We start from the raw sequence: 20,405 nt of genomic DNA on the forward strand, positions 1-20,405 counted from the left end.
TCCTTGAGCAAGCCTGTCGTCCTCGTCGCCGAAGAACTCTCACCGGCCGGTATCGCCGTCCTCGAATCCGACTTCGAGGTCCGCCACGTCGACGGTTCCGACCGCGAGCTGCTGCTGCCCGCCGTCGCCGACGTCGACGCGCTGATCGTGCGCAGCGCGACCAAGGTCACCGCCGAGGTGTTCCAGCACGCCGGCAGGCTGCGCGTGGTGGCGCGGGCCGGCGTCGGCCTCGACAACGTCGACGTCGAGGCCGCCACCAAGGCCGGCGTGATGGTCGTGAACGCCCCCACCTCCAACATCGTCACCGCCGCCGAGCACGCGATCGCGCTGCTGCTGGCGACCGCCCGCAACGTGCCGCAGGGCCACTCCTCGCTCAAGCAGGGCGAGTGGAAGCGGTCCAAGTACACCGGCGTCGAGCTGCAGGGCAAGACCGTCGGCGTGCTCGGCCTCGGCCGGATCGGCGTCCTGGTCGCCCAGCGGCTGGCCGCCTTCGACATGAACGTGATCGCGTTCGACCCGTACGTCCAGGCCGCCCGCGCCGCCCAGCTCGGCGTGCACTTGGTCACACTGGACGAGCTGCTGGCGCAGAGCGACTTCATCACCGTGCACCTGCCCAAGACGCCGGAGACCCTCGGTCTCATCGGCGACAAGGAGCTGCACAAGGTCAAGCCCGAGGTGCGCATCGTCAACGCCGCCCGCGGCGGCATCCTCGACGAGGGCGCGCTGGACCTGGCGCTCAAGGACGGCCGGGTGGCCGGCGCCGGCATCGACGTGTTCAGCACCGAGCCGTGCACCGACAGCCCGCTGTTCCACCACGACAACGTGGTCGTCACCCCCCACCTCGGGGCCAGCACGCACGAGGCGCAGGAGAAGGCCGGCACCCAGGTGGCCCGCTCGGTCAAGCTGGCCCTGTCGGGCGAGTTCGTCCCGGACGCGGTCAACGTCCAGGGCGGCGCGGTCGCCGAGGACGTCAAGCCGGGCCTGCCGCTGGCCGAGAAGCTCGGCCGGCTGTTCACCGCGCTGGCCGGCGGCGTGCCGGTCCGGCTGGAGGTCGTGGTCCGCGGCGAGATCGCCGAGCACGACGTCAAGGTGCTGGAGCTGGCCGCGCTCAAGGGCGTGTTCCTGGACGTGATCGAGGAGGCGGTGACCTTCGTCAACGCCCCGCTGCTGGCCCGCGACCGCGGCGTCGAGGTCACCCTCACCACCAGCGAGGACAGCCCCGACTGGCGCAACGTGGTGCAGGTGCGCGGCACGATGGCCGACGGCTCGGTGGTGTCGGTGTCGGGCACGCTGACCGGCCCCAAGCACATCGAGCGGATCATCGAGGTCAACGGCTACCAGATGGAGCTCGTGCCCACCGAGCACATGGCCTTCTTCGTCTACTCCGACCGTCCCGGCATCGTCGGGGTCGTCGGCGGGCTGCTCGGCGACGCCGGGGTCAACATCGCCAGCATGCAGGTCGGCCGGGACGCCAAGGGCGGCCGGGCGCTGATCGCGCTGACCGTCGACTCGGCGATCCCCGCGCAGCTGGTGGACGTGATCAAGAACGAGGTCGGCGCCGAGAGCGGCCGCCGGGTGGACCTGGAGGGCTGAGCCCCTCTCGGCCGAAACTTGTCTCGCCGAGACCCGTTCGCCGAAACGTTCCGCCGCCGTGGTCCCGTCCGCCGGGATCACGGCGGCGGCGTCTCACGATGTGGGAAGTTCGGTCACCGGTCAAGACAGGATCGCCGAACCGCAGGTAGCGTGGGTGGTGTCATGCGGCGCTTCGTAGTAATCCTTCGCTGCCGCGACGGGGCCTGAACGGCAGGCCACCCCCGTCGCGGAGTGTGGCGCTGGCCGTAAGTCCTTGACCGTTCCGCCACCGCGAAGCCACGGAGCACACCCATGAAGACCTTCAACGCAGCCCAGCACAGCGTCTCCCAGCACAGCGCCGCGCACGCGGCCCGTCCCGCCGACGACGCCTCCGAGGAGGCCGCGCGGGCACTGCAGACCGCGCTGGACCGCCGCGACAACGGCGGCTCTCCCACCAAGTGAGCCCCGGCAGATGAGGCCCGGCAGATGAGGCCCGGCAGATGAGGGCCGGCGCGCGCGACGTCGTCCCCGCGCTGGCCCGGGCCGCCGCGCTGGGCCCGTTCTTCGAGATCGGCACGGACCCGGACGAGGCGGCCGACCCGACCTGGCGGCCGCTGCCCGAACGCGACGGATCCCGGCTGTCGGACCTGGTGGACGCGTACGCGGCCCGGCTCGGTACGGGCGAACGGCGCGTCGCGGCCTCGATCCTCTTCCAGGGGCTGGCCTCGCGGCTGTGGTCGCCGATGATCGCGGTCGCCGCGCTCGGCGTCGTACCGGATCTGTCGGGCCTGCACTGGCGCTGGGCCCCGGGCGCGCCGATCGCCCTGTGGCTGGAGAACCCGGACGGCTGGAGCGGACCCGCCGTTCCGGCCGACCTCGTCCACGCGGAGGTCGTCGAGCGGCAGCTGCGGCCGCTGCGCGAGACCCTGCTCGGCGTCGTACCGCTGGCGGACGGCCTGATGTGGGGGAACGCGGCGTCCGCCCTGGCCGGGACGCTGCGGCCCGGGGTCGCCGCGCCGGCCGCCGCCCTCGTCCGCGAGCTGCTCGCGCGTGAACCGCTCGCGGGTACGGGGTCGTTCGGCCGGCACGGCTTCGTCCGGCGCAGCTGCTGCCTCTACTACCGGGTACCGCCCGGCGGCGAGATGTGCGGCGACTGCGCCCTGCTGGACCGGCGGGGCTAGACGGCCAGGGCCTCGTCCTCCGTACGGGGCGCGGCCTGCTGTCGCCGGTAGGCGCGTTCCGTCAGGGCGCCGAACAGCAACCCCAGAGTGGCCCACAGGACGACCTGGACGCCCAGCGAGGCGATCCGGAAGTCCCACAGCACCGCGCTGGGGAAGCCGTCGGCGACCGCGTCGGGACGCGGGGTGAGGCGGAAGACGATCGCGACCACGATCGCGAACCCCGCCGACGTCACGATCGCCGTGTTCCAGCCGCCCAGCCGTGGAGCCAGGCGGGTGAAGAGGATCGCGGCGGCGACCGTGGCCAGAACGCCCAGCGCGACCATGCCGAAGTACAGCGCGGTCCGTCCGCCGATCGTCTCGGGGGCGCCCACGGCCGGGGGAGTGGGCGGGTACTTCAGGAACGGCACCAGCACGATCGCCACGAACCCGCCCAGCGCCACCAGGGCGGCGGTCGCGCGGGCGCCGAGCGCGCCGATCCGGCCGTACGCGAAGGCGAACGCGATCGAGAACAGCCCGCCGATCGCCACCCCGTACACCGCCATCGCCGTGATCAGGCCGGTGGTGCGCTGAACGGTGCGGCTCACCACCTCTTCCCCGGCCCCGTGCTCGCCGACACCGTGCGCGTGGACTTGGGCGGCGGCGGCCTCGGCGGCGGCCTTGGCCTCCTCGAACGCGATCGCGCGGTCCACCTGGGGCTCGCCGTAGATCCAGGCGATCAGCAGCCCGGCCGCCGCTGCGGCCAGACCGGTGAGCATGCCGCGGACCAGTAGGGATCTCATCATCGGTACGGTCCCCGGCTCAGTGGCAGGGGAAGCCGAGCAGATGCCGGCCGTCGTGCGTGAACTCGTGCACCCACGTACCGCCGAAGAGGGAGGTGGCGCCCTGCTCGGCGCCGACGAAGTAGAGCAGCGCGGCGCCCAGCACGAGGGCCAGAACGGCCCAGGGCAGGATCTGGCGTACGGGGACACGCTGCGGAACGGGAACGCGCTGGGGGACGGGAACGCGCTGCGGTACGGCCGGCTGGGCCATGGGGTCTCCTCACGGGGTGCACTCGCCCCGGTAACGGGAGGACGACGGGTCAGTCTCCTGACTCCCAGATCGACGCCCCCTCCGACCTTCCAGCCGGAGTACGGCCGTGGTCGCGTGCGGGGAGGCTCCCTGGTCACAGTGGCGGGACCGTCCTGGAATCGCACCAGGTTCCTGCACACCGTCGCCTCATATGTGAACTTGTCGCCCTGAGAGTCCCCTTTTCGCACCCCGCGCGTCAAGTCCGCGAGCGCGGCCGCCATGAACATGTGGGAGGGGGCGCCACCCGTATCTCCCCCCGCTGGAGATACGGAGGGTGCCCCCTCCCGCCCCGGTGGCGACGTTGATCGGCCGGTCGCCTCCGGTGCCGCGCGAGACCCTTCCGGAAGCTCCCATACGTTCCGGAAATGTCCCGCACCATGAGAATGCGCCCGCGGCGCGCGCGGCACATGAGTAGCCCCTACTCAATTCCGCGCCGGGCTCCCTTTGCGCGTCGTCCGGTGGCGCTGGTCGTCTGGTGGCACTGGTTGTCCGGTGGCACTGGTTGTCCGGTGGCGCTGTCTGGTGACTCTGTCTGGTGGCACGGGGTGAGCGTCCGTACGATCCTGTTGTGCGGACCTTCTGGCCGTTCACCGGCCGTACGTCGACGCTCGATCAGGTGGACACCCTGCTGCGCACGCGCGCCGCGCAAGGCGTGGTGGTGGCGGGGGACGCCGGCGTGGGCAAGACGCGCCTGGTCGGCGAGGCGCTGCGGCGGCTCGAGCCGGGCCGGTTCACGGTGCTGCAGGTCGGCGGGACCACCGCCGAGGCCGCGATCCCGTTCGGGGCGTTCGGCCGTGTCCTGCCGGTGGAGTCGCCGGGCCTGTCGGTCGTCAATCCGCTGCGCTGGGCCACCGAGGCGCTGCGGACCCGCGCGGACGCGGCGCCGCTGCTGGTCGCGGTCGACGACGCGCACCTGCTGGATCCGTCCTCCGCCGCGCTGGTGCACCACCTGGTGCTGCAGCGGGAGGCCCGGGTGCTGGCGACCGTCCGTACCGGCGCGCCCGCGCCCGACCCGGTGACGGCGCTGTGGAAGGACGACCTGGCCCGCCGCCTGGACCTGGTGCCGCTGACGATGGCGGAGAGCCAGGCGGTCGTGGAGGGCGCGCTCGGCGGTCAGGTCGCCGAATCCACGGCTCGGCGGCTCTACCAGAGCACCCGGGGCAACCTGCTGTTCCTGCGCGAGCTGGTGCTGGCCGGGCTGGCGGCGGGGCGGCTGAGCGAGGCCGGCGGTGTCTGGCGGTGGCGGGGCGACCTGCCGCTCAGCCCCCGGCTGCGCGAGCTGGTGGAGGAACGGCTCGGGACGCTCGGCGCGGCCGAGCGGGAGGTCCTGGAGTACGTCGCGCTCGGCGAGCCACTGGGCGCCGCCACGCTGGCCGCGGTGACCTCCGAGGCCGCGATCGAGCGCGCCGAGGCCCACCACGTGGTGACCTCGGCCGCCGCCGGGCGCCGCCTGGAGGTCCGGACGGCCCATCCGCTGTACGGGGAGGTCGCGCGGCTGCGGGCGTCCCCCGAACGCGTCCGGGAGCGGCTGTCCGCGCTCGCGTCCGCGCTGCAGGCGACCGGCATGCGGCGGCACGGGGACGTGCTGCGGGTGGCCCTGTGGCGGCTGGACGGCGACGCCCCGGCCGATCCGGGCCTGCTGCTGGCCGGGTGCGGCCAGGCGTGGGCCCTGCACGACATCGACCTGGCCGTCCGGTGCGGCAAGGCCGCGCTGGCGTCCGGCGCCGACGCGAGCGCCACCGTCGTGGTCGCGCCGGTGCTGCTCATGGCGGGTCTGCACCAGGAGGCCGAGGCCCATCTCGCGCGGGTGGCCGGCGACCCGATGGACGAGGCGACCCGCGCCACGCACGCCTCCGTACGGGCGTTCAACATGGGCATGGGGCTGGGCGAGCAGGAGCGCGCCGAGCGGCTTCTCGACGAGGCCCTGTCCCGGACGAGCGGCGTCGCGTCCCGGCAGGAGATCCTGGCCTATCAGTCCATGGGGCACGCCTACGCGGCCCGGTTCACCGAGGCGGAACGTACGGCCGCCCAGGCCGCCGAGACCGGCGAGGCCGCCGAGACCGGCACAGCGGGGACGATCGCCCCGAAGGCCGCGCCCCTGCTCACGGCGGGCAAGGCGCTCAGGCTGATGCTGACCGGCGCCCTGGACGAGGCCGTCGTGCTGTCGAACGCGATGCTGCGAGACCCGGACGCGCTGCTGCGGGAGATGCCGACTCTGGTGTCGACCTTCAACGACGCCCGCGCCGCCGCCTCCCTCTTCGCAGGACATCTCGACGCGGCCGACGCGTTCGTCTCCTATGGCGAGGCGCTGTTCGCCGAGGAACACCTGTCCCCTGTGGCGGCGACGACGTCGCGCTCGCTGCGCGTCGAGTACTGCCTGCTGCGCGGGGACATCCGCCGGGCCGTGCGGTGGGCGCACGAGGCGGCCTCACATGGGGCCGGGGCCATCTGGGCGGTCTCGGGCCACGGGTTCGAGCTGCTGGCGTACGCGGCGGCCGTCGCCGGGGACGTCGCCACGGCGTCCACGGCGGTGAAGGAGGCCGAACGGCGCCGTACCCCGTCCGGGCGCATCTTCCACTTCCGCGCTGACCTGGCACGGGCCTGGATCCGCGCGGCGGCGGGCGACCGGGACGGCGCCGCCTCGCTCGCCCTGGAGAGCGCCGCCGGGTACCGGGAGCACGCGCTGCGCTGCTACGAGACCATGGCGCTGCACGACGCCGTACGGCTCGGGGCGGCGGACCGCGCCCGCGACGGACTCGCGCGCCTGGCGGGAGAGATGGACGGGCGGCTGGCACGTGTCTGCGCGAGGCACGCGGCCGCCGCGGCCGATGACGACGCGGGCGGGCTGGACGAGGTCGCCCAGGCGTTCACCGAACTCGGCATGACGCTGTACGCGGCGGAGGCGTCGGCGCAGGCGGCACGCGCGCACGGCCAGGCGGGGCGGACCCGCGAGGCCAACGCCGCCACGACCCGCGCCTGGTCACTGGCGGCGGGCTGCCCGGGCGCCCGTACCCCGGCACTGTCCGGGCTGGCCGCGCCCGAGCTGACCGCCCGCCAGCTGGAGATCGCCCGGCTGGCCGCGCAGGGGCTGGGCAACAGGGAGATCGCCGAACGGCTCGTGCTGTCGGTCCGTACCGTCGCCAACCACCTGCACGCGGTCTACGACCGGCTCGGCGTGCACGACCGCGAGGGCCTGGCCGGCGTGCTCGGCCCGCTCGGTCCCCTCAGTCCGCCCGATCCCCTCAGTCCGCCCGATCCTCCCGGGCCACTGAGTCCGCCCGGGCCGCTCAGTCCGCCTCGTAGAACTCCGCCAGCCCCGAACGGCCGGTGACGCCCAGCCGCTCGTAGATCGTCACCAGGTGGTTGCCGACCGTCCGCATCGAGATGTCCAGCCGCACGGCGATCTCCCGGTTGCTCAGCCCCTGCGCCGCCAGCCGGGCGATCTGCCGCTGGCGGGGCGTCAGCAGCGGCGCCGACAGCGGCGCCAGCGCGGGGGTCCGCGCCCCGGGGCACTGGTCGGCCAGCTTCCGGGCGCGGTCGAGGGCGGCGGCGGCCGTACGGTCCCGTCCGGCGTTCTCGTACGTCTCGGCGGCCTGGGCGGCGGCCTCCGCCGCGTACAGCAGCATCCCCAGCCCCTCGAACTCCTCGGACACGGCCAGGAGCGCGTCGCCGTCCGGAGCCGCGGCGGCGGCGGCGTGCCGCGCGCATACCGGCGCGAGCGGGCCCTCGACCTCCCCGGCCAGGACCCTCAGGCGGACCAGGACGCGGCCCGCCGCGCCCAGGCGCACGGCGTCGTGCAGCGCGAACATCGCGTACCCGCGCAGCCCGTGCCGGCCGGCGTCCTCGGCCGCCTCCAGCGCGGCGGCGACCGCGCCGGCGTCGTCCCCGCGCGCCGCCAGCACCCAGGGCCGCGCCAGGACCAGCGAGAAGTCGACGCCGTGCCAGGCGGGACGGGCCAGCGCGGCGGCGCGTTCGAGGGCCTCCTCGGCCTCGGCGGCCCGGCCCAGCTGGGCCGCCGCGCAGGCCAGCTCGCCCAGGCACAGCCCGGCGAACATCGCCGGGCGGCCGGCCAGCTTGGCGGTGCCGTCCCGGGACCAGCGCACCGCCTCGTGCAGATCGCCGCGCAGCCGGTGCAGCTGGGCGCGCCAGCCGCTGAACGAGGCGGCGACCCGTCCCCAGCCGCCGGTCTCCTTCCCCGGTTCCAGGCCCCGCACCAGTTCCAGGCCCCGCCCGGTCGCGGCCAGTCCCTCGTCCAGCTCCCCGGCGAACAGGTGCGCGACCGTGCGGGCGTGCGCGAGCGTCGTCATCACGACGGGGACCTCGTCCCGCCAGGCGTCCGCGTCCCGCATGCACGCCTCGGCCTCCGCCACCGCGCGTCCGGGGAGCCCGCCGTACGCGTGCAGCAGCGCCTCGGCCGAGTCGGTCTCGGCGGTGATCCCGCGAGGCGCCGCCCCCTCGGCGCGGGCCCGTTCGACCGCGTCCAGGCCGTCGGCCACGCGGCCCGCGAACAGGGCGACCCAGCCCGCCAGCGACAGCACGTGCCGGCGCCAGGCCGGGTCGGTGATCGTCGCGGCGGCCTCGGCGAGCAGATCCCCGGCCTCGCGGTCGCGGGCCAGGCCCCAGGCCAGGACGAGCCCGCGCGCGCCCGCGTGCAGGCCCCGTTCACGGTCGTCCTGGAGTCGGCCGGCGACCTCGCGCAGCGCGGCCTCGGCCTCCTCGTCGCGGTCGGCGAAGTGCAGCACGGTCGCCAGCAGCGCCGCCGCCTGCCCCGCGCTGCCCGGCCGCCGCGCGGGCCGGGCCAGGTACGCGTGCAGAGCGGCGGAGCCCAGCCGGGCGGCCAGCTCCAGATCCAGCGCCGACCAGGCCAGCCAGGCGGCCCGCAGCAGCAGGCCTGGGTCGGTCTCGCCGCCCGAGTCCAGCCGCCACGTCGCCACCCGCAGGACGTCCTCGCGCCGCCGCCCGCCGGTGCCCTCGACCGCCTCGGCCATCCGCCGAAGCCGGGCCCGCGCGGGCAGCGGACCGGTCCCCGCCCGCACGACCTCCCCGTACAGCGGATGGGCGAGCCGCAACTGCCGCCGCGCACCGCGCGCGTCGGGCGCGACCGTGACCAGCTGCCGCCGCCGCACCCGGCCGACCGCGTCCGCCCCCGCGAGCTCGTGCAGCATCGCCTCGCACAGCGGCTCGCCCAGGGCCAGGTACTCCAGGACGAGGCGCTCCTCCTCGTCCACCGCGCCGATCCGGGCCTCGATCAGCTCGCGCAGCCGGGGCGTCAGCGGCGGGCCCCCGGCGCAGCGCCACACCCCGCCGTCCTCGGTCAGCATCCCGGCCAGCAGCAGCTCGCGCAGGAACAGCGGGTTGCCGCCGGCGACGCGCCACAGCCGCCGCGCCCCGGCGTCCTCCACCTGCCCGCCGACCACCGTCTCCAGCAGCCGGACCGTCTGGGCGTGCCCGAGCGGTCCCAGCTCCAGCCGGTGCAGCGCGCCGTCCCGGTGCAGCGCGGCGAGGGGCTCGGGCACCTCCGTCCCGGTACGGGCCGTCGCCAGCAACCGGGCGCCGCCGCGCGCCAGCAGGTCGCCGACCAGCGCGGCCGAGGCCGGGTCGAGATCGTGCGCGTCGTCCAGCGCCAGCACCAGCCGCCTGCGCGCGTCGCCCGCGACCGGGCCCGCGAGCGCCGGCGGACCCGCGCCCGGGGCGCGCTCGGCGGGCAGCAGATGGGCCAGCGCCCCGTACGGGATCCGCGCGGCGGCCCGGGTCGCCTTGGCCCGCACGACCAGGTTGCGGCCCGGATCGAGGTCGGCGGCCACCTTGGCGGCCAGCCACGACTTGCCGACCCCGGCGTCCCCGACCACGATCACCCCGGCGGCCTTGGCATCCAGCAGCGCGGACCGTACCGCGGCCAGTTCCGTCGTACGGCCGACGAAGGGCCAGGAGCCGGGCTCTTCGGGCGAGGGGCCGGGCGGGGCGGGGGTCGGGCGCGAGGCGGCCACGCGCGCATCGTACGAGCGGTACGACCGCCCGGCCAAGGGCGCCGCGCGTACCGGACACCCGGGCCGCACGTACCGGACACCCGCGCCGCGCGTTCCGGAGCCTCAGGCAGGGGCACCGACGAACGCCGACACGCGGTGCACGACCGCCCGATCGGGCCCGGTCAGCAGGGCAGGATCCTCACCCGGCAGCAGCTCGGTCGAGTTGACCGCCTTCTCGCCGCGCGCGAGCGCCTCCAGCGAGACCGCCAGCGAGACGATCGCCGATGAGCGCGCCTCGGGGTCGGACAGGACGAACCCGCGGACGAAGCCGGGAACGGTCCGCATCGCGGGCCCGACACGCTCACGCTGGGCGAAGCGCGCCGACTCCATCCACGCGGCGTCGTGCGGGCCGTCGAAGAACAGGATCACCGCGGCGCCCGGCGCCAGCGCCACGTCCGGTCCCTCGGCCATGGCCTCCACCTCGTAGATCCGGTCGCTGTGGAGGGTGACGGGCCGGGGCCCGCCGCGCGCCGCCTCGGTACGGTCCGCCGCGAGCCGGGCGTCCTCCTCGGTCCGCCACAGGGTGAGCAGCGCGCCCGCCGCCGTCTCCTCGACCGCCTCCATCAGGCAGAGCCCGGCGAAGCCCGGATGCCCGGACACGATCTCCACCAGCCGGCGCACGGCCCCGGCGGGCGCCGGCATCCCGCCGACGGTCTGCAGCCTGGCGTACAACATGATCGTCCCCTCCCCCCGAGCCCCACGACGGGCCCTTCGAGCACGAGCCTTTCAACCACGGGCCCGTCGATCACGGGCCCGACCGCCCCCGTCGCATCAGCCTGCTCCGCCGGCCCGGATCCCGCCTGAGTAGGCCCTACTCAACCACCGAGCGGACGGGACACGCCGACCGAACGCCCATATCGGACTCTGAGACGGATGCTCAGGAACTGAGACGTTTGCAGTAGAGTGCGCCCATGGTTTCCCGCAGCATTCAGCTGGCCGTCATCCCGGGTGACGGGATCGGCCCCGAGGTGGTCGCCGAGGGGCTGAAGGTCCTCGACGCCGTCGCCCCCTCGTCCGGCCTGGCGTTCGAGCGCACCACGTACGACCTCGGCGCCGCCCGCTGGCACCGTACCGGCGAGACGCTGCCCGACTCCGTCCTGGCGGAGCTGCGCGGGCAGGACGCGATCCTGCTCGGCGCGATCGGCGACCCCAGCGTGCCCAGCGGCACGCTGGAGCGCGGGCTGCTGCTGCGGACCCGGTTCGAGCTCGACCACTACGTCAACCTGCGTCCGGTCAAGCTCTTCCCCGGCGTCACGAGCCCGCTGGCGGGCGTGGGCACCGGCGACATCGACATGATCGTCGTCCGGGAGGGCACCGAGGGCCCGTACACGGGCGTCGGCGGCGTGCTGCGCAAGGGCACCCCGCACGAGGTCGCGACCCAGGAGAGCGTCAACACCGCGTTCGGGGTCGAGCGGGTCATCAGGTACGCCTTCGAGCAGGCCGCGAACCGGCCGCGCAAGAAGCTCACGCTCGTCCACAAGGACAACGTGCTGACCTTCGCGGGCGAGCTCTACCAGCGCGTCCTCAAGCAGGTCGCCGCCGAGTACCCGCAGGTCAGTACCGACTACTGCCATGTCGACGCGGCCACGATGTTCTTCGTGAGCGACCCGGGCCGGTTCGACGTGGTCGTCACCGACAACCTGTTCGGCGACATCATCACCGACATCGGCGCCGCCATCGCGGGCGGCATCGGCCTGGCCGCCTCGGGCAACGTCAACCCCGAGGGCACCGCCCCGTCGATGTTCGAGCCCGTCCACGGCAGCGCCCCCGACATCGCCGGTCAGGGCAAGGCCGACCCGACCGCCACGATCCTGTCGGTGGTCATGCTGCTGGACCACCTGGCGACCCGGGCGCCGGGCGCCGGCGAGGCCGCCCGCCGCGTCGAGCGGGCCGTCTCCGACGACCTGGCCGAGCGCGCGGGCCAGGGCGCCCGCACGACCGCCCAGGTCGGCGACGCCATCGCCAAGCGAGTATCCGGCTAGCGGCGCGCTCTCCCATGACCGGGCGCGCCACGTGGCGCGCCCGGTTTTCGGCGTGCGGCACGGTGGAGGAGTGGTCAGGATGAAGTACGACAATAAGGACTAGGGAATGCCGAGCGGCAACGGGGCCGCGGCGGCGATCCGCGAGAGGACCCCACGATGAGCACCCTGGACTTCGACATCACGCTCAGCGAGCGTCCCGCCTCGGCCGCCGAGCGCGCGGGCATCCTGGCCGACCCCGGTTGGGGCCGCCACTTCACCGACCACATGGTCACGATCCGGTACGCGGCGGGTAAGGGCTGGTACGACGCCCGCCTGGAGCCGTACGGGCCGATCCCGATGGACCCGGCCAGCCAGGTCTTCCACTACTCCCAGGAACTGTTCGAGGGCCTCAAGGCCTACCGGCAGGCCGACGGGACGATCGTGACGTTCCGCCCGCACGCCAACGCCGCCCGGATGAACCGCTCCGCCCAGCGGATGGCGATGCCCGAGATCCCCGAGCAGCTGTTCGTGGACGCGCTGGAACTGCTGGTCCGTACCGACCGCGAATGGGTGCCCACCCAGGAGGGCCACAGCCTCTACCTGCGGCCCTTCATGTTCGCCACCACCCGCGCCCTGGGCGTGAACCAGCCCGCCGACGAGTTCCTCTTCGTCGTCATCGCCTCCCCGTCGGGCAACTACTACGCCCGCGGGATCAAGCCGGTGTCGGTCTGGCTGTCGACCGACTACACCCGCGCGGCGCCCGGCGGCACCGGCGAGGCCAAGACCGGCGGCAACTACGCCGCCTCGTTCGCCGGCCAGGCCCAGGCCGTCGAGCAGGGCTGTGACCAGGTCGTCTGGCTGGACGCCGCGGAGCGCCGCTGGGTCGAGGAGGTCGGGTCGATGAACCTGATCTTCGTGTACGGCTCGGGCACCACGACCCGGCTGCTGACCCCGGCGCTCACCGGCACCCTGCTGCCCGGCATCACCCGCGACAGCATGCTGAAGCTGGCCCCCGACCTCGGCATCCCGGTCGAGGAGGGCAGGATCAGCGTGGACGAGTGGCAGTCCGGCTGCGAGTCCGGCGAGATCACCGAGGTCTTCGGCTGCGGTACCGCCGCCGTGATCAGCCCGGTCGGGCACGTCAAGGGCGCCGACCGGGAGTGGAAGATCGGCGACGGCGGCGCCGGCGCGGTCTCGATGCGGCTGCGCGAGGAACTGATCGGCATCCAGTACGGCGCCCGCCCCGACCCGTACGGCTGGGTCCACAAGATCGTCTGAGTCGCCCATGCCTGACGTCGACTCGTGGCGTGTTCGCCTTCCGCCGGCCCCGGAAAGGCGAACACGCCACGAGTCGACAAGCCAACAGGTCGACAAGCCAACAGGTCGACAAGCCAACAGGTCGACGCGCCAACAGGTCGACGCGCCGCAGGTCGACACGCCGGTGTCTCGCATCCTGAGACCGTTCGTCCGAGCATCGGCATCCGTGTGGCAGACTGATGGGCATCATGCGCCACAGCCTCCTGATTATCGGCTGGCGCGCCGGCTGACAACGGGACACCGCCGGCGCGCAGACCTCTCACGTCCGTGAGGGGTCTTTTTGTTTCGGGAATCCGGTTGTTTCGGGAATCCGGGACTTCCGAGACCCGGGTCTTCCAGAACCCGGGCGTTCCGCGGCAGGGCCCGCCAGGACCCCGTGGAACGGACCGCAAGCGGCGCACCGGCCCAGACCCTCGAGGGGAACCAACGATGCAGGGTGACGACGCCTTCCACGTGTACGACACCACGCTGCGCGACGGCTCGCAGCAGGAGGGGCTCAACCTCTCCGTCACCGACAAGCTCGCCATCGCCCGGCATCTGGACGACATGGGCGTCGGCTTCATCGAGGGCGGCTGGCCCGGCGCCAACCCCAAGGACACCGAGTTCTTCAGGCGGGCTCTGACCGAGCTCGACCTGAGGCACGCGCAGCTCACCGCGTTCGGCGCGACCCGCCGGGCAGGTGTGCAGGCCGCCGACGACCCCCAGGTGGCCGCCCTGCGCGATTCCCGCGCGCCCGTCGTGACCCTGGTCGCCAAGAGTCACGACAGGCACGTCGAGCTGGCCCTCCGCACGACGCTCGATGAGAACCTCGCGATGATCCGCGACACGGTCTCCCATCTGCGTGCGGAGGGCCAGCGCGTATTCCTGGACGCCGAGCACTTCTTCGACGGCTACAAGGCCAACCGCGCCTACGCGCTGGAGGTCGTCCGTACCGCCGCCGAGGCCGGCGCCGACGTCGTCGCGCTCTGCGACACCAACGGCGGGATGCTGCCCGACGAGCTGGCCGACGTCGTCCACGAGGTCGTCTCGGCCGGCGCCCGGGTCGGCATCCACTGCCACGACGACTCCGGCTGCGCGGTCGCCAACTCGATGGCCGCGGTGCTGGCCGGCGCCACCCACGTCCAGGGCTGCGCCAACGGCTACGGCGAACGCAGCGGCAACGCCAACCTGTTCACGGTCATCGGCAACCTGCAGCTCAAGAAGGGCATGCGGCTGGTCACCGACGACCAGATGGCCGAGATGACCCGGATCGCGCACGCGGTCTCCGAGGTGACCAACCTCACCCCCAACTCGCAGCAGCCGTACGTGGGGCTGTCGGCGTTCGCGCACAAGGCCGGGCTGCACGCCTCCGCGATCAAGGTGGACCCGAACCTCTACCAGCACATCGACCCGGCCGCGGTCGGCAACGACATGCGGATGCTGGTCTCCAGCATGGCCGGCCGCGCCTCGGTCGAGCTCAAGGGCCGCGAGCTCGGGTACGACCTGTCCGGCGACAAGGCCAAGGACGTCGTCGCCCGGGTCAAGGAGATGGAGTCCACCGGCTACACCTTCGAGGCCGCCGACGCCTCGTTCGAGCTGCTGCTGCGCGAGGAGCTGACCGGCGTACGGCAGCGGCACTTCGAGGTCGAGTCCTGGCGGTCCATCGTGGAGCGCCGGCCCGACGGCTCGATGATCAGCGAGGCCACCGTGAAGCTGCACGCCAAGGGCGAGCGGATCATCGCCACCGGCGAGGGCAACGGCCCGGTCAACGCGCTGGACAACGCGCTGCGGGTCGCGCTGGAGCGGCTCTACCCCGAGCTGGCGCGGTTGGAGCTGGTCGACTACAAGGTCCGGATCCTGGAGGGCTCGCACGGCACCGGCGCCCGTACCCGGGTACTGATCGAGTCCAGCGACGGCGAGCGCGAGTGGGGAACGGTCGGCGTCGAGGACAACGTCATCGCCGCCTCCTGGGAGGCCCTGGAGGGCGCGGTCACGTACTGCCTGCTGCACGCCGGCCACGAGGTCGGCTGATCACGAGGCCTACTGATCACGAGGCCTACTGATCACGAGGGCCGGCTGGCTCCGAGGCCAGCTGATTCCGAGGCCGGCCGACCGGAAATACCCGCGCCCCAGCGGGCATTGACCGGACATGAGCAAAGAGATCACTGACAACCCCGAGGCGAGCCGGTACGAGATCCACGTGGACGGCGCCCTGGCCGGGTTCGCGGAGTACACCACCCGTCCCGGCGAGGTCGTCTTCACCCACACCGAGATCGACAAGGCGTTCGGCGGCCAGGGGGTCGGCGGCGCGCTGGCCCGCGGAGCCCTGGACGAGGTCCGAGCCAAGGGCGGCGTGAACGTGGTGCCGCAGTGCTCGTTCATCAAGAGCTGGATCGACAAGCACCCGGACTACGCCGACCTGGTCGCCTGACCCGGCGAAGGACGGGACGGAGAACGGGCGGGGATCCTGGTCAGGACCCCCGCCCGGACGCGTGTGCGCCCTGAAGCCCGGCAGCCGCTAGGCCTTTCGGGCCGGCGCTCTCGACGATCTCGAACGCCCACTGCTCGGAGCCGCTGGCGGCGGGACCGCCGTGCCCCTGGTTCGGCGCCTTGCCGGCCTCGGCCTCCTGGGAGTCCTTCATGGTCCGGGCGTGCCCGCGCTGGAACGCCTGGCCCTCCATCCACTTCGTGAAGTCCTCGTCGCTGCGCCACCTGGTGTAGACGAGGTAGCGGTCGGTGCCGTCCACCGGCCGCAGCAGCTCGAAGTGCTCGAACCCCTCGGCCTCGTCGACCAGGCCCGCGCGCTTGGCGAACCGCCGCTCCAGTTCCTCCCGCATCGGCTCGGGCACGGTCAGGACGTTGATCTTCACCACGGACACGTCGGAACCTCCTCGTCCTCGTCACTCTCGTTCGCTGCCGACCCTATCCAGCCCGCCCCGGCGTCCCCGGAGCGGCCGGAAGGCGTTTCCTGAGGCGGCACGTCCTGACACGGTGGCTCCTGACACGGCAGGTGACTCAGGTAAGCGGTTAACGGGAAGAAATTCCGCGAATGCGGAGCAAACCAGTGGCGGGCGACCGGGCGGGACGCCATCATGTGTAGCCCATGGCGCGCGGGACGTCCCGCGCCGTTCCCGACGTACCCCGAGCACGGAGTGATCGCATGTCTGTCCGACCCTGGAGCCCCGGCACGGCTGGGCGCTGCATGGACGGGGCCTGGGCCGACATCGCCTTCGAGCTCGGGCTGCTGTACGAGCGCGAGGGCGATCTCGACCAGGCCGTCCGGTGGTTCCGGCAGGCCGCCGAGTGCGACCGCCCCGACGCCGCCGTACGGCTCAGCGCCGTCCTGTCCCGGCTGGCCGACGAGAGCGACGCGGGCGCGGCGGAGGAACTGCTGGCCGAGGCGAGCCGCTGGCTCAGCGAGGGCCTGGACGCCGGCCGTCCCGACGCGATCCTGCTGATCACCGACATGCTGCTCCGGCACCAGCGGGCGGCCGCCCGCCGCGGCCTGGAGTCCGCCGGCGCGGGCTGATCAAGCCGGCAGGCCGCGAGTGTGAACCTGATCGGCCTCGTCATCGTCGGAGTCCATAGGCCGGCACACGGGCCGACGCGATGGAAGGTGACGAGTTGAGCGGCGAGGAGCCCGGGTACGTTCCCCCGGACCACAAGACGACCACCGAGTTCGCGATCCCGATGGTCAAGGGCGATCCCGACGACACCCTTCAGGACGGCGCCCTTCAGGACAGCGCCGTTCAGGACGACGCCGTTCCGGAGACCACCGTCCAGGAGAGCGCGGCCGCGGACAGCACGATCACGGACGGCACGGTCCCGGAAAGTGCGGCCTCGGAGAGCGCGGTTCCGGAGAGCGCGGAGCCGAGCGCCGACGACACCTTCGTGGACCGCCCGGCGATGGCGGACATGACCATGCAGGATTTCCCGGCGGACGACCTTCCCGGCGCCGAGGCATCCGAGTCGCCGGTCGGGCCGCAGACGGGGCCGTCCACGCTGACGGACGCGACGATGTCCGACTTCTCCGCTGGCGTCGAAGACGACACTCCCGTAGGGGCCGGGGCGGTTCCGCTGCCCCCCTACGCACTGGAGCAGACGGGCGCCTTGGAGCAGCAGGGCGCGCCCGCCGAGCCCGCGCCACCGGCCGCCGAGACGCCGGCCCCGGCCGTACCCGAGCAGGGACCCTGGACGGCGCAGTTCGGCGCCGAGGAGGCCACCGGCGGGCAGCAGGCCGGGTACCAGCAGGAGGCGCCGTTCCAGCAGGAGGCGCCGTTCCAGCAGGAGGCGCCGTTCCAGCAGGAAGCACCGACTGCGCCCGGGAACGAGCAGCCCACGGGCCCGTCCGTCCCGCAGCAGGCGGCGGCGGCCGCGCCGGCCGTCTCCTGGGCGAGCCCGGCGCCGCCGGCGGCTCCAGCGGCCTCTGAGGCCGCGACGCCGCCCGCTACGCCCGAGGCCGCGGCCTCGCCCACGGGCCCGCCGCCACTGCCGAGCGGATTCCCGCAGCCCGCACCGATCGCGGCGTCGCACTCCGGAGGCCAGCCACCCGGCCCGGAAGGCACGAACCCGCCACCGCCCGCACCGAACTCACCGCCCCACAACTCACCGCCCCACAACTCACCGCCCCACAACTCGCCGCTACCGGCGGCGATGTCCCCGTCCGGGGGCCTGCCTCCCGGCCCCGCGCCCGCGGCCCCCTCGCCCGCGGCCCCCTCGCAGGGCAAGGGGCGCCGTCCGGTGCTGCTGGCCGTCGCCGTCGTGGCGATGCTGGCCGTGGGCGCCGGCGCGATCGTCGCAGCCATCGTGCTCTCCGGCGGCGGCGAGCCCACCGGCAAGAAGCCCGCCGCGCAGTCGGCCCCGCCCACCACCCCCGTGCCCACGGCGTCCGGCTCCGGCGCGCCCACCGCGCCCGCCGCACCTGGTGCCACGGGCAGCCCGGCGCCCGGCGAGGTGCCGGCGGCGTCCCCGAGCCCCGGACTGCAGGCGCCGCCGCCCACTGTGGCGCCGGTCGGTCCCGTCGTTCCGGGCAAGGGCATCACCTACCAGCTCGTCCAGCGCGATCCCGGCTACTTCGAGGGCAAGCTCGTCATCACCAACAGGTCGAGCAAGCCGATGCAGGACTGGAAGATCACGTTCAACACTCCCGGCGCCAACGTGAAGAACATCTGGGGCGCGCGGCTGGTCCGCAAGGGCGACAAGGTGGAGATCCAGAACCTGGAGAACGCCCCGGCGATCCCGCCGGGCGCCACCTGGGACGTCCAGTTCGGTGCCGAGGGGGCGGCGGCCGACCCGAAGGACTGCCGGCTGAACGGCAAGCCCTGCGGGTTCTGACCGGCGGGACGGCCGCCATCGCGCTGGTACTAGGCTCGAGTCATGCGTATCGCGAGGTTCTCCACCGATGAGGGCATGTCCTTCGGAGTGGTGGAAGAGAACACCGTCGCCGCGGTGGCGGCCCACCCGTTCGGGGATCTCACGTTCACCGGGCATCGGTATCCGCTCACCGACGTGCGGCTGCTGGCCCCGATCCTGCCCAGCAAGATCATCGCGATCGGCAAGAACTACGCCGATCACGCCCGCGAGATGGGCGGCGAGCCGCCGGCCGAGCCGGTGATGTTCGGCAAGCCGTCCACCGCGGTGATCGGACCGGGGGAGGCCGTCGCCTACCCCGAGAAGCTCAGCGAGCGGGTCGACTTCGAGGGCGAGCTGGCGGTCGTCATCGGCCGGATGTGCCGGGAGGTCCCCGCCTCTCGCGCGGCCGACGTCATCCTCGGCTACACCTGCGCCAACGACGTCACCGCCCGCGACCTGCAGAAGAGGGACGGGCAGTGGACCAGGGCCAAGGGCTTCGACACGTTCTGCCCGCTGGGCCCCTGGATCGAGACCGAGGTGGACCCGTCCGACCTGGCGATCACCACCACGGTCAACGGCGAGACCCGGCAGGACTCCCGCACGTCGCTGCTGCTGCACGACATCCCCACGCTGGTGGCGTACGTCAGCCAGGTCATGACGCTGCTGCCCGGCGACGTCATCCTGACCGGGACCCCGGCGGGTGTCGGCCCGCTGGAGATCGGTGACGAGGTCACCGTGACCGTCGAGGGCATCGGCGGCCTCACCAACCGGGTCGTCGCCCGCGACTGATCCGAGCGACGGAACCCTGAGGTCGTACGGCCGGGAGAGGTCATGGCATTCGACGGTTTCACCGACGCGACGTTCACCTTCTACGAGGGGCTGCTCGCCGACAACTCCAAGGGTTACTGGACCGAGCACAAGTCCACCTACGAGCGTCACGTACGGGACCCGCTGGCCCTGCTGTGCGCCGAACTGGAGGCGGAGTTCGGACCGGCCAAGATGTTCCGGCCGTATCGGGACGTCCGGTTCTCGGCGGACAAGACGCCGTACAAGACCCACCAGGGCGCCCATGCCCTGGGCGGGCTGTACGTCCAGGTCGACGCGGACGGCCTGATGGTCGCCGGCGGCATGTTCGCGCCCGATCCCGAACGGCTCCGGCGCTACCGTGCCGCCGTCGACGCCGACTCCAGCGGCAAGGAGCTCGAGGCGATCGTCGGGGGCCTGCGCGCCGCCGGCCTGGAGATCGCCGGCGACCGCCTCAAGACCCGCCCCCGCGGTACCCGTCCCGATCATCCCCGGCTCGACCTGCTGCGGCACCGCTCGCTCTACGCCCACGAGGGCTGGCCCGCCGACCCCTGGATGCACACCCGCGAGGTCGTGGACCGGGTCCGGGAGTCCTGGCGCCGGCTGCGCCCGCTGGCCGAATGGGGCACCCGGAACATCGATCCGCCGGGCGAACCGGCCTGAATCGCGGCCCTGCCTCGCTATTCGTTTTGGTCGAACTCCCAAGGTCCTGTATTCTCTTCGAGGCGCGAGGGTCCGGCCGGTTCCAGAACCGAAAGGGCCCGTTTACCGCACTGGGGTATGGTGTAATCGGCAGCACGACTGATTCTGGTTCAGTTAGTCTAGGTTCGAGTCCTGGTACCCCAGCTGTTCCGGCCCGTTAACGGCCGGGCACGCCCCCGTCGTCTAGTGGCCTAGGACGCCGCCCTCTCAAGGCGGTAACGGCGGTTCGAATCCGCTCGGGGGTACGGTTCGGGAGCGCGGGTCGCCCAGATCGATCAAACGCAGATCGATCGAACGCAGGTCGAACGAACCGATCCCGGGTGCGAGCCCAGGATCTCGGCAGTACGCACGCCCCCGTCGTCTAGTGGCCTAGGACGCCGCCCTCTCAAGGCGGTAACGGCGGTTCGAATCCGCTCGGGGGTACCTCTCGACAATTGCGGGGC

The 20,405-nt window shown here is 73.3% G+C and carries 17 protein-coding genes, 3 tRNA genes and 1 riboswitch; of the genes, 15 read left to right on the forward strand and 5 right to left on the reverse strand.

From position 1 onward, the window contains the following. Positions 1-3 precede the first annotated feature (3 nt). The 3 genes from serA (at position 4) to ACH34Q_RS40120 (ending at position 2,753) form a co-directional block, all read left to right on the forward strand. On the forward strand, positions 4-1,593 hold the full coding sequence (serA, locus tag ACH34Q_RS40110; RefSeq protein WP_395988433.1) for a phosphoglycerate dehydrogenase: 1,590 nt from the start codon (positions 4-6) through the stop codon (positions 1,591-1,593). 291 nt (positions 1,594-1,884) lie between these two features. Beyond that, on the forward strand, positions 1,885-2,034 hold the full coding sequence (locus ACH34Q_RS40115; RefSeq protein WP_395988434.1) for a hypothetical protein: 150 nt from the start codon (positions 1,885-1,887) through the stop codon (positions 2,032-2,034). A gap of 38 nt (positions 2,035-2,072) precedes the next feature. Further along, a complete protein-coding gene (locus ACH34Q_RS40120; protein WP_395988435.1) occupies positions 2,073-2,753 on the forward strand; it encodes a (2Fe-2S)-binding protein in 681 nt (226 codons plus the stop codon). On the opposite strand, the gene ACH34Q_RS40125 is transcribed toward ACH34Q_RS40120, so the two are convergent. Beyond that, the gene (locus ACH34Q_RS40125) at positions 2,750-3,535 is read right to left on the reverse strand and encodes a CbtA family protein (RefSeq protein WP_395988436.1); all 786 of its coding nucleotides are present in this window, start codon (positions 3,533-3,535) and stop codon (positions 2,750-2,752) included. The genes ACH34Q_RS40120 and ACH34Q_RS40125 overlap by 4 nt on opposite strands. A 16-nt stretch (positions 3,536-3,551) precedes the next feature. Further along, positions 3,552-3,782: a CbtB-domain containing protein gene (locus ACH34Q_RS40130; RefSeq protein WP_395988437.1), complete on the reverse strand. Its 231-nt coding sequence runs from the start codon at positions 3,780-3,782 to the stop codon at positions 3,552-3,554. A gap of 29 nt (positions 3,783-3,811) precedes the next feature. Then, a riboswitch (cobalamin riboswitch) is annotated at positions 3,812-3,999 on the reverse strand. Between the two features lie 390 nt (positions 4,000-4,389). Between ACH34Q_RS40130 and ACH34Q_RS40135 the strand changes: the two genes are divergently transcribed. After that, complete coding sequence (locus tag ACH34Q_RS40135) at positions 4,390-7,152, forward strand: LuxR C-terminal-related transcriptional regulator (protein WP_395988438.1); 2,763 nt, start codon at positions 4,390-4,392, stop codon at positions 7,150-7,152. On the opposite strand, the gene ACH34Q_RS40140 is transcribed toward ACH34Q_RS40135, so the two are convergent. Both ACH34Q_RS40140 and ACH34Q_RS40145 read right to left on the reverse strand, forming a co-directional pair. Further along, the gene (locus tag ACH34Q_RS40140) at positions 7,109-9,808 is read right to left on the reverse strand and encodes a LuxR C-terminal-related transcriptional regulator (protein WP_395988439.1); all 2,700 of its coding nucleotides are present in this window, start codon (positions 9,806-9,808) and stop codon (positions 7,109-7,111) included. The two genes, ACH34Q_RS40135 and ACH34Q_RS40140, sit on opposite strands and share 44 nt — an antisense overlap. Before the next feature lie 102 nt (positions 9,809-9,910). After that, positions 9,911-10,522: a hypothetical protein gene (locus ACH34Q_RS40145; protein ID WP_395988440.1), complete on the reverse strand. Its 612-nt coding sequence runs from the start codon at positions 10,520-10,522 to the stop codon at positions 9,911-9,913. A 236-nt stretch (positions 10,523-10,758) separates the two neighbouring features. On the opposite strand from ACH34Q_RS40145, the gene ACH34Q_RS40150 reads away from it, so the two are divergent. From ACH34Q_RS40150 to ACH34Q_RS40165, 4 genes are all read left to right on the forward strand, one after another. Continuing rightward, positions 10,759-11,829, forward strand: a complete 1,071-nt coding sequence (locus ACH34Q_RS40150; protein WP_395988441.1) for a 3-isopropylmalate dehydrogenase — start codon at positions 10,759-10,761, stop codon at positions 11,827-11,829. Positions 11,830-11,985: 156 nt separating this feature from the next. Beyond that, positions 11,986-13,086: a branched-chain amino acid aminotransferase gene (locus tag ACH34Q_RS40155; protein ID WP_395988442.1), complete on the forward strand. Its 1,101-nt coding sequence runs from the start codon at positions 11,986-11,988 to the stop codon at positions 13,084-13,086. 468 nt (positions 13,087-13,554) lie between these two features. Next, complete coding sequence (gene cimA, locus ACH34Q_RS40160; protein WP_395988443.1) at positions 13,555-15,135, forward strand: citramalate synthase; 1,581 nt, start codon at positions 13,555-13,557, stop codon at positions 15,133-15,135. 118 nt (positions 15,136-15,253) lie between these two features. Next, positions 15,254-15,535, forward strand: coding sequence for a GNAT family N-acetyltransferase (locus ACH34Q_RS40165; protein WP_395988444.1), 282 nt, complete (start codon positions 15,254-15,256; stop codon positions 15,533-15,535). A 40-nt stretch (positions 15,536-15,575) separates the two neighbouring features. Here ACH34Q_RS40165 and ACH34Q_RS40170 read toward each other — a convergent pair whose 3' ends face one another. Beyond that, a complete protein-coding gene (locus tag ACH34Q_RS40170; RefSeq protein WP_395988445.1) occupies positions 15,576-15,983 on the reverse strand; it encodes an antibiotic biosynthesis monooxygenase family protein in 408 nt (135 codons plus the stop codon). A gap of 281 nt (positions 15,984-16,264) precedes the next feature. Between ACH34Q_RS40170 and ACH34Q_RS40175 the strand changes: the two genes are divergently transcribed. The 7 genes from ACH34Q_RS40175 to ACH34Q_RS40205 all read left to right on the forward strand — a co-directional run bounded on the left by ACH34Q_RS40175 (position 16,265) and on the right by ACH34Q_RS40205 (position 20,385). Further along, complete coding sequence (locus tag ACH34Q_RS40175) at positions 16,265-16,633, forward strand: hypothetical protein (protein WP_395988446.1); 369 nt, start codon at positions 16,265-16,267, stop codon at positions 16,631-16,633. Positions 16,634-16,728: 95 nt separating this feature from the next. Then, a complete protein-coding gene (locus tag ACH34Q_RS40180; protein ID WP_395988447.1) occupies positions 16,729-18,438 on the forward strand; it encodes a cellulose binding domain-containing protein in 1,710 nt (569 codons plus the stop codon). A gap of 42 nt (positions 18,439-18,480) precedes the next feature. Then, positions 18,481-19,245, forward strand: coding sequence for a fumarylacetoacetate hydrolase family protein (locus ACH34Q_RS40185; RefSeq protein ID WP_395988448.1), 765 nt, complete (start codon positions 18,481-18,483; stop codon positions 19,243-19,245). Positions 19,246-19,287: 42 nt separating this feature from the next. Beyond that, a complete protein-coding gene (locus ACH34Q_RS40190) occupies positions 19,288-19,923 on the forward strand; it encodes a DUF2461 domain-containing protein (RefSeq protein ID WP_395988449.1) in 636 nt (211 codons plus the stop codon). A 111-nt stretch (positions 19,924-20,034) separates the two neighbouring features. Continuing rightward, positions 20,035-20,106 (forward strand) — tRNA-Gln (locus ACH34Q_RS40195). Positions 20,107-20,134: 28 nt separating this feature from the next. Beyond that, positions 20,135-20,207 (forward strand) — tRNA-Glu (locus ACH34Q_RS40200). A 105-nt stretch (positions 20,208-20,312) separates the two neighbouring features. Continuing rightward, positions 20,313-20,385: transfer RNA gene (locus ACH34Q_RS40205), tRNA-Glu, on the forward strand. Positions 20,386-20,405 lie beyond the last annotated feature (20 nt).

The sequence above is a fragment of the Actinomadura sp. 9N407 genome, from assembly GCF_044326315.1.
Classification (GTDB): Bacteria; Actinomycetota; Actinomycetes; order Streptosporangiales; family Streptosporangiaceae; genus Spirillospora.